Genomic DNA, 12,218 nt, shown 5'->3' with positions numbered 1-12,218 from the left:
CCTCGGGCTGACGCCCGAACGTACGACCGGCCCGAGGCGTTACTCGACGGGGGTCAGCGCGTCGCCGCACGTGCAGCGGTAGCCCTCGCCGGCGCCCGAGCAATGGCAGGGCACCTCGATGCGGACACGGCAGCCGCAGCCTTCGTGACCGCACGTCAGCAGGGTCCCGGCTTCGTAAGTTGCCATTTGACTCACCCTTTTTCTCCTGGTGTGACTCGTGCGGCGCGGTTCGGCCGCACCCCCACTATATACCCCCCATGGGTATGCGTAAACGGTCGCGACGGGTTTCGTGGCGGGGACGGCTGTCGTGCGGGGGCCCGGCGGGCGCGGCTAGCGTTGACGTCATGAGCGAGAAACCGACCCCCCACGACGTCGACGCATTCCTGGACAGCACGGTGGTGGGCGACGATCCGTCCTTGACCGCGGCGCTCGAGGCCAGCAACGCGGCCGGCCTACCGCCGATCGCGGTGTCGGTGCAACAGGGAAAGTTCCTGAGCCTGCTCGCCGGCGCCATCGGCGCGCGGCGCATCCTCGAGATCGGCACCCTGGGCGGCTTCAGCACCATCTGGTTGGCGCGTGGCGCCGGGCCGCAGGGCCGCGTGGTGACGCTGGAGTACGAGCCGAAGCACGCCGAGGTGGCGCGGGGCAACTTGAAGCGCGCCGGCGTCGACGATCGGGTGGAGGTGATCGTCGGCGCGGCGCTGGATACACTGCCGACGGTCACCGGACCCTTCGATCTGATCTTCATCGACGCCGACAAGGAGAACAACCTGGCCTATGTGGAGTGGGCGGTCCGATTGGCCCGGCCCGGTGCGGTGGTGGTGGTGGACAACGTGATTCGCGACGGGCAGATTCTGCGGCCGCATTCCGACGATGCCAGGGTGCGGGCGACCCGCGAGACGCTGCAGGCGATGGGCGAGCACCCGCGGCTGGACACCGCGGTGATCCAGACGGTGGGGGCCAAGCACTGGGACGGCTTCGCCTTGGCGCTGGTGCAGTAGCTCAGCGCGGGGACAGGTCGGCGACCGCCTGCGCGGCGGAGGTGAGTTCGCCGATCCGCAGGGCGGCTTCACCGGCGTACAGGGCGGCGCCGTCCAGCCAGGAGTCGGGCACACCGGCCACCGGTGCCAGCGGCGTGAAGAACGGGAGGGCCGGCGACTGCAGGCGCATCAGTGCGCCCGCATCGAAATAGCCCAGCGCCGACAGGGGACGACTGGCCGCGTTGAGCGCCGCCGGCACCGCCTTGGCCCGCCCGTCGGCGCGGCACCACCGGCGCGTCGCCTCGTTGGGCACGACGCGGTGCCGTAGCGGCCAGCTCAGGCCGAACAGGTTTGTCTCGATCGTCCTGTCGGCCCGAAGGATTCGCCGCTGATACTCGCGGCTCGCGTTGGCCTCGTGCGTCAACAGGAATCGCGTGCCCGCGATGACACCGCTGGCGCCGCCGTCGAGCGCGGCGCGAGTGTCGGCGGCGGTGGCGACGCCGCCGGCCAGGAACACCGGTCGGTTCCCGGCCGCGCGCAGGGCGTGCGGGAGAAAATCCAGGGCCGGCACGGTCCCCACGAGGTGCCCGCCGGCCTCGCGCCCCTGAGCGATCAAACCGTCAGCGCCGCAGGCGATCGCGGCCCGAGCCTGCGCCTCGGTGCCCACCATCACGAAGACGAAGACCCCGGCGTCGCGCAGATGCTCGACGAGGCCCCGCTTGTCGCCGAACGCCAACACCACCGCGTCCACCCGGGCGTCGACGCAGGCCGCGACGTGATGGCGATGCACAAAGGGCAGCAACAGGTTTACCGCGACGGCACGACCCGGCGCCTGCTCGCGCACCTCGTCGATCGAGGCGCGCAGCCGGCGCGGGGTGTCGATGCCCAGCGTGCCGAGCCCGCCCGCGTTGGCGACCGCGGCCGCCAGGGCCGCCCCCGCAAGACCGCCGCCCATGCCGGCCTGTCCCACCGGGTGATCGAGCCGCAATCGATCCGCGAGGTCCATGCCTCAAGAGGCTACGCGGTTTCTCGAACTGGGCCGCGATCGAGCGTAATGTTGATCACAGATGGATGGGTGCAGCCCAGCTCAAAAGGCTTGCTGCATAACAGAAAGGTCACAAAATGAGTACAGTCCATTCATCAATCGATCACCACCCCGATTTGATGGCGTTGCGCGCCCGCTACGAGCGTGTCGCCGAGTCGATGAGTGCGCATTTCACCTTCGGCCTGGCGCTGCTGACGGGTCTGTATGTGGCCGCGTCGCCGTGGATCGTGGGGTTCAGCGCGACGAGGTCGCTCGCCACGTCTGACCTGATCGCCGGTATCGCGGTGGCGTTCCTGGCGTACGGGTTCGCCACGACGCTGGATCGCGCGCACGGCATGACATGGACGCTGCCGGTACTCGGCGCGTGGGTCATCGTGTCGACGTGGATCCTGCCGGACGTCACGCTGACCACCGGCATGACCTGGTCGAATGTCGTCGCGGGCGCGTTGCTGACCTTCCTGGGTCTCAACGCCACCTACTTCGGCATGCGCACGCGCGCCACGGGAACGCACGCCTAGCCCCGAACTCGGTTAGGGCACAGGTCGATTCGCCGCCTGGCCGGGCGATCCGGTCAGGCGGAGATCAACCGCAGACTGCGCCGATGGCGGCCGAGCTGACCAGCTTGACGTACTTGGCCAGCACCCCGGTCTTGTAGCGCGGCGGCGGCGGTGTGAAACCCTTTCGCCGCGAATCGAATTCAGCCGGATCGGCGAGCACGTCGAGCACCCGGTTGGCGACGTCCAGCCGGATGCGGTCGCCGTCGCGCAGAAACGCGATCGGTCCGGCGTCCACCGCCTCCGGGGCGATGTGACCGACGCACAGCCCCGTCGTCCCGCCGGAGAACCGGCCGTCGGTCAGCAACAGCACGTCCTTGCCGAGACCGGCGCCCTTGATCGCGCCGGTGATGGCGAGCATCTCGCGCATGCCGGGTCCGCCCTTCGGGCCCTCGTAGCGGATCACCACCGCGTCGCCCTTGGTGATGGTGCCGTCCTCGAGGGCATCGAGCGCGGCCCGTTCACCGTCGAAAACCCTTGCGGTGCCCTCGAACACGTCGGAATCGAAGCCGGCGGACTTCACCACCGCGCCCTCGGGAGCCAGCGATCCGCGCAGGATGGTGATGCCGCCGGTGGGGTGAATAGGATTGCTCAGGGCCCGCAGCACCTTGCCGTCGGGGTCGGGCGGGGCGATCTCGGCCAGGTTCTCGGCCACGGTCGCACCGGTGACCGTCAGGCAATCGCCGCGCAGTAGGCCGGCATCCAGCAACGCCTTCATCATCACCGGCACGCCGCCGATGTGGTCGACGTGCGACATCACGTGGCGGCCGAACGGCTTGACGTCGGCCAAATGCGGAACCTTCGACCCGATCCGGCTGAAGTCGTCGAGCGTCAGCGCGACGTCGGCCTCGTGGGCGATGGCCAGCAGGTGCAGCACCGCGTTGGTGGACCCGCCGAACGCCATCACCACCGCGATGGCGTTCTCGAACGCCTCCTTGGTGAGGATGTCGCGGGCGGTGATCCCGCGCCGCAGCAGTTCGACGACCGCCGCGCCGCTGCGCCGCGCGAACCCGTCGCGGCGGCGGTCGGTCGCCGGCGGCGCCGCGCTGCCCGGCAACGACATCCCGAGCGCCTCGGCGGCGCTGGCCATCGTGTTGGCGGTGTACATGCCGCCGCAGGCGCCCTCGCCGGGGCAGATCGCCCGCTCGATGGCGTCGACGTCCTCGCGCGGCATCAGCCCGCGGGCGCAGGCCCCCACCGCCTCGAACGCGTCGATGATGGTGACCTCGCGCTCGCTGCCGTCGGAGAGCTTGGCCACCCCCGGCAGGATCGAGCCCGCGTAGAGGAACACCGAGGCCAGGTCCAGCCGCGCGGCGGCCATCAGCATCCCGGGCAGCGACTTGTCGCAGCCGGCCAGCAGCACCGAGCCGTCGAGGCGTTCGGCCTGCATCACCGTCTCGACGCTGTCGGCGATCACTTCGCGCGACACCAGGGAGAAGTGCATCCCCTCGTGGCCCATCGAGATGCCGTCGGACACGGAGATGGTGCCGAACTCGAGGGGGTACCCGCCGGCCGAGAACACCCCCTCCTTGACGGCCTTGGCGAGCCGGTCCAGCGAGAGGTTGCACGGCGTGATCTCGTTCCAGGACGACGCGACGCCGATCTGCGGCTTGGCGAAGTCCTCGTCTCCCATGCCTACTGCCCGCAGCATGCCACGGGCGGCGGCCTTCTCCAGGCCGTCGGTGACGTCACGACTACGCGGCTTGATGTCGGCGGTCCGAGCCGAATCGGTGGTGGGCATCGTTCAAGTATGCGCTGGCCAGTCGCGATGCCCGTTCCCGGGGTGATACCCCGTCGGGGTATAAGCTGGGATGGGCGGGCCAGACGGAGCGGCAGGGTGAATCGACGATGACAGACGAACACGGGTACTCGCAGCAGAAGGACAACTACGCCAAGCGGCTGCGGCGCATCGAGGGCCAGGTGCGGGGCATCGCCCGCATGATCGAGGAAGACAAGTACTGCATCGACGTGCTGACCCAGATCAGCGCCGTCAACAGCGCGTTGCGGTCGGTCGCGCTGAATTTGCTCGACGAGCACCTGAGCCACTGCGTCACCCGGGCCGTTGCCGAGGGCGGCGACGAGGCCGACACGAAGCTCAGCGAGGCCTCCGCCGCGATCGCTCGCCTCGTCCGCTCCTGATCGCAGGGCGTGTTGCCGCGCCAAGTTGGAGGAACCGGTAGCCGGTGTGCGTACGGTATGGGGAGCGTGACCTCGGCGACGTTGCTCAGCCGATTGCGCACACCCAAGCGATGACTGTGATGACTGCCGAAACCGCCAACGCAGCCGCGCGAACGTGGACGCCACGGATCGCGGCTCAGCTCGCCATCCTCGCGGCCGCGGCCTTCACCTATGTCACCGCCGAGATCCTGCCGGTGGGGGCGCTGCCGGCGATCGCCCGCAACCTCAACGTCAGTTTGGTCCTGGTGGGGACCCTGCTGTCCTGGTACGCCCTGGTCGCGGCCCTGACGACGATCCCGCTGGTGCGCTGGACCGCGCACCTGCCGCGCCGCCGCGTGCTGGTCGCGAGCCTGACCTGCCTGACCGCCTCCCAGCTCATCTCGGCGCTGGCGCCCAACTTCGCGGTGCTGGCCGCCGGGCGGGTGCTGTGTGCGATCACCCACGGGCTGCTGTGGTCGGTCATCGCGCCGATCGCGACCCGGCTGGTGCCGCCCAGCCACGCCGGGCGAGCCACCACATCGATCTACGTCGGCACCAGCCTGGCGCTGGTCGTCGGCAGCCCGCTGACCGCGGCCCTGAGCCTGATGTGGGGATGGCGCCTGGCCGTCGTGTGCGTCACCGTCGCGGCCGCGCTCGTCACGGTCGCCGCCCGGCTGATGCTGCCGGAGATGGTGCTCACCGAGGATCAGCTGGCCCACGTCGGGCCCCGGTCCCGCCATCACCGCAACCCGCGGCTGATCATCGTGAGCGTGCTGGCGATGATCGCGGTCACCGGCCACTTCGTGTCCTACACGTTCATCGTCGAGCTCATCCGCAACGTCCTGGGCGTGCGTGGGCCGAACCTGGCCTGGGTGCTGGCCGCCTACGGGCTGGCCGGCCTGCTATCGGTGCCGCTGGTGGCGCGGCCCCTGGACCACCGCCCCAAGGGCGCCGTCATCCTGTGCATGACGGGTCTGACGGCCGCCTTCGTGGTGCTGACGGCGCTGGCGTTCGGCGGCCGGTCCGGCGCGACGACCGCGCTGATCGGCACCGCCGCCATCGTGCTGTGGGGGGCCATGGCCACCGCCGTATCGCCGATGATGCAATCCGCCGCCATGCGCAACGGGGCCGACGACCCCGACGGGGCCTCGGGCCTCTACGTGACGGCATTCCAGGTCGGCATCATGGCCGGCTCGCTGGCGGGCGGGCTGCTCTACGAGCACAGCGTCACGATGATGCTGATCGCTTCGGCGATCCTGATGGCGGTCGCGCTGGTCGGCATCGCCGCCAACCGGCGGATGCTCGACGTCCCCCCGCCGCGGCCGACAAGCTCACTCGATTCATAACCGTCCAGCTCAGAGGCGTGTTCTTGGCTGCTCCGGGGCTGCGGACGCCCGCCGGCGACGGTCGACGGCGCCCGCCCTATGCCAGACTGTGTCGGAGTAGACGAGTGGAGGTATGCATATGTCGGGCTGGACGAAGGCCTGGACTTTCAAGGGTCTCTTCGCCGCTCTGAACGTCACCGGCTGGGGCGCAGTGTTGACCCTGGCGCTGGTGCTGAGCGCCGCCCCCGCGCTGGCCGACCCGGACCCGGCTCCCGCCGACCCGGGCGCCGTCGCCGCCCCGCCCGGCCCGCCCGCGCCGCCGGATCCCTTCGCGCCGCCACCCCCGCCCGACCCGCTGGCACCGCCGCCCCCGCCCGACCCGGCGGCGGCGCCACCATGGCTCCCGCCGATGGCGGAACCCGCGGCGGCCTCGGCCGCCGGGCAGAACCCCACCCCGTTCACCGGGACGGCCCCGTTCGGGCCCCCCAAGATCCAGCCCGCCAACGGGTCGACCGTCGGCGTCGCCCAGCCGATCATCATCAACTTTCCGGGACGCGTCGACGACGCCGGCGCCGCGGAGGGCGCGGTCCACGTCTCGTCGGTGCCCGCGGTCCCGGGCAAGTTCTACTGGATGACCCCGACGCAGCTGCGCTGGCGGCCGTTGAGCTTCTGGCCCGCCCACACCGCGGTGACCGTCGACGCCGGGGGCACCGTGTCGAGCTTCCGCACCGGAGACACGCTGGTCGCCACGGCCGACGACGCCACGCATCAGCTGACCGTCACCCGCAACGGCACGGTGGAGAAGACGATCCCGATGTCGATGGGCATGACGTCCGGCAACCACCAAACCCCCAACGGCACCTACTACGTGCAGGACAAGAAGGCGTCGGTGGTGATGGATTCGTCCACCTATGGGGTCCCGGTCAACTCGACCTACGGCTACAAGGTGACGGTGGAGGACGCGGTCCGGTTCGACAACGTCGGCGACTACGTGCACAGCGCCCCCTGGTCGGTGGACGACCAGGGCAAGCGCGACGTCAGCCACGGCTGCATCAACATCAGCCCCTCCAACGCGAAGTGGTTTTTCGACAACTTCGGCGCGGGAGACCCGATCATCGTGAAGAACTCCACCGGCGGCAACTACAAGAAGAACGACGGCTCCGCCGACTGGATGAACTAGCTGCCCGCGAGCAGTCGCAGAATCGCCCATTTCCCTGCGAAATCGGGCGATTTTGCGTCTGTTGGCCATCTCCTTGTCGAGGGGCCTTCCGCGGGCGCGGCGGTTATGTATAGCATCATATATAACTTCGGCCCCTGAGGAGCGGCGATGCGCGGTCCACGCGACCGGATGGTGGTATCTGCCGCCCTGCTGATCAGGGAGCGCGGCGCCCACGCCACCGCCATCTCCGACGTCCTCGAGCACAGCGGCGCGCCGCGCGGATCGGCCTACCACTACTTCCCGGGCGGGCGCACGCAACTGCTCTGCGAGGCCGTGGACTACGCCGCGGACCACGTCGCCGCGATCATCGCCGACGCCGCGAGCGGCCTCGACCTGATCGACACCCTGATCGACAAATTCCGCCAGCAGCTGCTCGACAGCGACTTCCGCGCCGGCTGCCCCATCGTCGCCGTGTCCGTGGAGGCGGGCGAGCAGGACGCCGAGCGCATGGCGCCGGTCGTCGAGCGCGCGGCGGCGGCGTTCGACCGCTGGACCGACCTGATCGCCCAGCGCTTCATCGCCGACGGCGTAGCCCGGGAACGGGCGGGCGAATTGGCGGTCCTGGCCACCACCGCGCTCGAGGGTGCGATCCTGTTGGCCCGGGTGCGCCGCGACCTGATGCCCCTCGACGTCGTCCGCCGCCAGGTGCGCGAACTGCTCTTGGCTACGTCGTCGTATCGGGTGACCGGAGAGGATGTCCCACAGTGACCACAGACACGACCGGTGAATGGCACTCCACCGCATGCATCCTGTGCGAATGCAACTGCGGCATCGTCGTTCAGCTCGACGATCGCCGGCTGGCCCGCATCCGCGGTGACAAGGCGCACCCGGCATCGCAGGGCTACACCTGCAACAAGGCGTTGCGGCTGGATCACTACCAGAACAGCCGCACCCGGCTGACCGCCCCGCTGCGCCGACGCGCCGACGGCAGCTACGAGGAAATCGACTGGGACACCGCGATCGTGGAGATCGCCGAGGGATTCAAGCACATCCGCGACACCTACGGCGGGGACAAGATCTTCTACTACGGCGGCGGCGGGCAGGGCAATCACCTGGGCGGGGCGTACAGCGGCGCCTTCCTGAAGGCGCTCGGCTCACGGTACCGCTCAAATGCGTTGGCGCAGGAGAAAACCGGCGAGTCCTGGGTCGACGGGCAGCTGTACGGCGGTCACACCAGGGGAGAGTTCGAGCACGCCGAGGTGGCGGTGTTCGTCGGCAAGAACCCGTGGATGTCGCAGAGCTTTCCGCGCGCCCGGGTGGTGCTGAACGACATCGCCAAGGATCCGGCCCGGTCGATGATCGTCATCGACCCCGTCGTCACCGACACCGCCAAGATGTCCGACTTCCACCTGCGGGTGCGGCCCGGCACCGACGGGTGGTGCCTGGCGGCGCTGGCCGCCGTCCTCGTCCAGGAAAACCTCTGCGACGAGACGTTTCTCGCCGAGCACGTGCGCGGCGCCGACACCGTCCGCGACGCGTTGCGCGACGTCGCGGTCGCCGACTACGCCCAACACTGCGGGGTCGACGAGGAACTGCTGCGCGCGGCGGCGCGGCGCATCGGCGCCGCGGCGAGCGTCTCGGTCTTCGAGGACCTCGGCGTGCAGCAGGCACCCAACAGCACGCTGTGCTCCTACCTGAACAAGCTGCTCTGGGTTCTCACCGGCAACTTCGCGAAAAAGGGCGGCCAGCACCTGCATTCGTCGTTCGCACCCCTGTTCGGGCAGTTCTCCGGCCGCACCCCGGTCACCGGCGCGCCCATCATCTCCGGGCTGGTGCCCAGCAACGTGGTCCCCGAGGAAATCCTGACCGACCATCCGGACCGCTTCCGCGTCATGATCGTGGAAAGCAGCAATCCCGCTCACTCGCTGGCCGATTCGACCGCCTGCCGCGAAGCCTTCCAGTCGCTGGAACTGATGGTGGTCATCGACGTCGCGATGACCGAGACCGCCAGGCTCGCCCATTATGTACTTCCGGCCGCATCCCAATTCGAGAAGCCGGAAGCCACCTTCTTCAACCTGGAGTTCCCGCACAACACTTTCCAATTGCGCCGTCCGCTGCTCGAGCCGTTGCCGGGAACACTGCCCGAGCCCGAGATCTGGGCCCGGTTGGTGCGGGCGCTCGGCGTGGTCGACGACGCGGATCTGCGGCCCCTGCGCGAAGCCGCCCAGCGGGGTCGGCAAGCGTACGCCGAGGCCTTCCTGTCCGCCGCCACCAATCCCACGGTGGCTCAGCTACTTCCGTACGTGCTCTACGAGACGCTCGGACCGACCTTGCCGGACGGGCTGCGCGGCGCGGCCGCCCTATGGGGCCTGGCCCAGAAGACCGCGATGAACTATCCCGACGCCGTGCGGCGCGCCGGTCACGCCGACGGCAACGCCCTGTTCGACGCGATCCTCGACAACCCCTCGGGCGTGACGTTCACCGTCCACAACTACGAGGACGACTTCGCGTTGATCAGCCACTCCGACCAGAAGATCGCGCTGGAAATCCCGTCGATGCTCGACGAATTGGCCGCGCTGGCCCGGACCCCGGCCGAGCTGACCACGCCCGAATTTCCGATCGTGCTGTCGGTGGGGGAGCGGCGCGCCTACACCGCCAACGACATCTTCCGCGACCCGTCCTGGCGCAAACGCGACGCCGACGGCGCGCTGCGGGTGAGCGTGGAAGACGCCCAGGCCCTAGGGCTCGTCGACGGATGCCGGGCCCGCATCAGCACCGCGGCCGGCAGCGCCGAGGCCACCGTCGAGATCACCGAGACCATGCTCGCCGGACATGCCGCTCTGCCCAACGGTTTTGGGCTCGACTACCTCGACGACGACGGTCACACCGTGGTGCCCGGAGTGGCCCCGAACGCCCTGACCTCGACCGGGTGGCGCGACCCCTACGCCGGTACGCCGTGGCACAAGCACGTGCCCGCGCGCATCGAGGCGCTGACGCCGGTTAGTTCCAGATCTTGACCCGGCGCTCCGGTTCCAGGAACAGCGCGCCGGTGTCGGCGCCGTCGAACGCGTCGTAGAAGGCGTCCATGTTGCGCAGCACGCCGTTGCAGCGGAATTCCGGTGGCGAGTGCGGGTCCACCGCCAGCCGCCGGATCGCTTCGGCCTCACGGGATTTGGTGCGCCACACCTGGGCCCAGCCGTAGAACACGCGCTGCACGCCGGTCAGGCCGTCGATCACGGGGGCGGGTTGGCCGTTCAGCGACAGCTGATAGGCCAGCAGCGCGATCGACAACCCACCCAGGTCGCCGATGTTCTCCCCGACCGTGAACGCGCCGTTCACGTGGTGGCCGCTCGACAGCCCCCTCGGGATGTACGTGTCGTACTGAGCGATGAGGGCCTTTGTGCGAGCACCGAATTCGGCGCGGTCGGCGTCGGTCCACCAGTCGACCAGGTTGCCGTCGCCGTCGTACTTGGCGCCCTGGTCGTCGAAGCCGTGACCGATCTCGTGCCCGATCACCGCGCCGATGCCGCCGTAGTTCGCGGCGTCATCGGCCTCGGCGTCGAAGAACGGCGGCTGCAAAATGGCTGCCGGAAAGACGATTTCGTTCATCCCCGGGTTGTAGTACGCGTTGACCGTCTGCGGGGTCATGAACCACTCGTCCTTGTCCACCGGGCCGCCGAGCTTGGCCAGCTCGCGGTCGTGGTTGACGGCGTACCCGCGCTGGTAGTTGCCGTAGAGGTCCTCGCGGTCGACCACCAGCGTGGAGTATTCGCGCCATTTCGCCGGGTAGCCGACCTTGGCGGTGAACTTGTCGAGCTTGGCCAGCGCCCGCTCCCGCGTCTGGGGCGTCATCCACTCCAGGTCGTTGATGCTCATCCGGTAGGCCGCCTGCAGGTTGGCCACCAGCTCGTCGATGCGCGCCTTGGCGCCGGGCGGGAAATGCCGTTGCACGTACAGCTTTCCGACGGCGTCGCCCATCAGGCTCTCGACCAGCGAGACCGCACGCTTCCACCGGTCCCGGATCTGCTCGGTGCCGGTCAACCGGCGGCCGTAGAAGTCGAAGTCCGCGGCCACCACCTCGTCGGTCAGCCAGGCGGCCCGCGCGCGGATCACCCGCCACCGCGCCCAGCTCTTCCACACCTCGAGGTCCTCGCTGCGCCACAGCTCGGCGAATGACCGAACGTAATCCGGTTGGCGCACAACGACTTCCGCCAGCGCCTCGGGCTGGGTGCCCAGCGCGACGACCCACGTGCCCCAGTCGAAACCCACCGACTCGTCGCGCAGTTCGGCGAACGTGCGCAAGTTGTAGGTGAGGTCGGCGTCGCGGCGCTTGACCACATCCCAGTGCGCCTCGGCCAGCCGGGTCTCGAGCGCGACGATGCGCTCGGCGGTCCGGATGTGGCTTTCCGGGTCGCCGCCGAAGACCAGGCCGAACATCCGGGCGATGTGCCCGGGGTACGCCTCGAGCACCTCGGCGTGCTGTTCTTCGCGGTAGTAGGACTCGTCGGGCAGCCCGAGCCCGGACTGGGTGAAGTGCACCAGATAGCGGGCCGAGTTCTTGGCGTCGGTGTCCACATACATCGCGACACCGCCGCCCACCCCGGTGCGCTGCAGGGCGCCGAGGGCGGCGGCTAGCGCGTCGGCGTCGGCCGCGTCGTCGATCACGGCCAGTTCGTCGAGCAGCGGGCGCACGCCGCGGCGCTGGACGGTCTCCTCGTCGAGAAAGCTCGCATACAGGTCGCCGATGCGTTGCGCGTCCGCGTCGCCGGCGGCCGCACCCCGCTCGCTGGCCTCGACGATCAGGTCCCGCACCTGCTCCTCGGCGCGGTCGTACAGCTGCCGGAAGGCGCCGTCGGTGGCCCGGTCCGCCGGTATCTCGTATTCGGCCAGCCAGCGGCCGTTGACGTGACCGAACAGGTCGTCTTGGGGGCGGATGCTGTCGTCTACGTAGCTCAGGTCGATGCCCGAGCGGAGGGCCGTATTCGTCACCCCGCCATC

Annotated in this window: 11 protein-coding genes; 7 read left to right on the top strand and 4 right to left on the bottom strand. The window is 69.5% G+C overall.

Annotation, left to right across the window (positions count from 1 at the left end; genetic code table 11):
* Positions 1-39 precede the first annotated feature (39 nt).
* On the bottom strand, positions 40-186 hold the full coding sequence (gene mymT, locus P6281_RS24870; protein ID WP_008261926.1) for a metallothionein MymT: 147 nt from the start codon (positions 184-186) through the stop codon (positions 40-42).
* A gap of 158 nt (positions 187-344) precedes the next feature.
* Here mymT and P6281_RS24865 point away from each other — a divergent pair, with 158 nt between their 5' ends.
* On the top strand, positions 345-1,001 hold the full coding sequence (locus P6281_RS24865; RefSeq protein ID WP_008261924.1) for an O-methyltransferase: 657 nt from the start codon (positions 345-347) through the stop codon (positions 999-1,001).
* A gap of 1 nt (position 1,002) precedes the next feature.
* Here the strand turns inward: P6281_RS24865 and P6281_RS24860 are convergent, their stop codons facing one another.
* Positions 1,003-1,986, bottom strand: a complete 984-nt coding sequence (locus tag P6281_RS24860; protein WP_008261922.1) for an NAD(P)H-dependent flavin oxidoreductase — start codon at positions 1,984-1,986, stop codon at positions 1,003-1,005.
* Positions 1,987-2,102: 116 nt separating this feature from the next.
* Between P6281_RS24860 and P6281_RS24855 the strand changes: the two genes are divergently transcribed.
* Positions 2,103-2,543 carry an SPW repeat protein gene (locus P6281_RS24855; RefSeq protein ID WP_008261919.1) on the top strand — a complete coding sequence of 147 codons (441 nt, stop codon included), beginning with the start codon at positions 2,103-2,105 and terminating at the stop codon, positions 2,541-2,543.
* Between the two features lie 64 nt (positions 2,544-2,607).
* On the opposite strand, the gene ilvD is transcribed toward P6281_RS24855, so the two are convergent.
* The gene (gene ilvD / locus P6281_RS24850; protein ID WP_008261918.1) at positions 2,608-4,320 is read right to left on the bottom strand and encodes a dihydroxy-acid dehydratase; all 1,713 of its coding nucleotides are present in this window, start codon (positions 4,318-4,320) and stop codon (positions 2,608-2,610) included.
* A gap of 107 nt (positions 4,321-4,427) precedes the next feature.
* Between ilvD and P6281_RS24845 the strand changes: the two genes are divergently transcribed.
* The 5 genes from P6281_RS24845 to P6281_RS24825 all read left to right on the top strand — a co-directional run bounded on the left by P6281_RS24845 (position 4,428) and on the right by P6281_RS24825 (position 10,237).
* The gene (locus P6281_RS24845) at positions 4,428-4,718 is read left to right on the top strand and encodes a metal-sensitive transcriptional regulator (RefSeq protein ID WP_008261917.1); all 291 of its coding nucleotides are present in this window, start codon (positions 4,428-4,430) and stop codon (positions 4,716-4,718) included.
* Positions 4,719-4,837: 119 nt separating this feature from the next.
* Positions 4,838-6,082 carry an MFS transporter gene (locus P6281_RS24840; protein ID WP_008261916.1) on the top strand — a complete coding sequence of 415 codons (1,245 nt, stop codon included), beginning with the start codon at positions 4,838-4,840 and terminating at the stop codon, positions 6,080-6,082.
* A gap of 118 nt (positions 6,083-6,200) precedes the next feature.
* Complete coding sequence (locus P6281_RS24835; protein ID WP_008261915.1) at positions 6,201-7,241, top strand: L,D-transpeptidase; 1,041 nt, start codon at positions 6,201-6,203, stop codon at positions 7,239-7,241.
* Positions 7,242-7,388: 147 nt separating this feature from the next.
* The gene (locus tag P6281_RS24830) at positions 7,389-7,988 is read left to right on the top strand and encodes a TetR/AcrR family transcriptional regulator (RefSeq protein ID WP_008261912.1); all 600 of its coding nucleotides are present in this window, start codon (positions 7,389-7,391) and stop codon (positions 7,986-7,988) included.
* Positions 7,985-10,237: a molybdopterin-dependent oxidoreductase gene (locus P6281_RS24825; RefSeq protein WP_324738546.1), complete on the top strand. Its 2,253-nt coding sequence runs from the start codon at positions 7,985-7,987 to the stop codon at positions 10,235-10,237. The genes P6281_RS24830 and P6281_RS24825 overlap by 4 nt, the downstream gene beginning before the upstream one ends.
* On the opposite strand, the gene P6281_RS24820 is transcribed toward P6281_RS24825, so the two are convergent.
* Entirely contained in the window at positions 10,221-12,209 is a 1,989-nt protein-coding gene (locus tag P6281_RS24820; RefSeq protein WP_163713506.1) for a M13 family metallopeptidase, read from the bottom strand. The two genes, P6281_RS24825 and P6281_RS24820, sit on opposite strands and share 17 nt — an antisense overlap.
* Positions 12,210-12,218 lie beyond the last annotated feature (9 nt).

This window comes from Mycobacterium sp. 5-140-3-2 (assembly GCF_035666375.1).
In the GTDB taxonomy this organism is placed as follows: Bacteria; Actinomycetota; Actinomycetes; order Mycobacteriales; family Mycobacteriaceae; genus Mycobacterium; species Mycobacterium intracellulare.
Note: the sequence above shows the minus strand (reverse complement) of the source record. Positions and strands in the feature narration are given on the sequence as shown.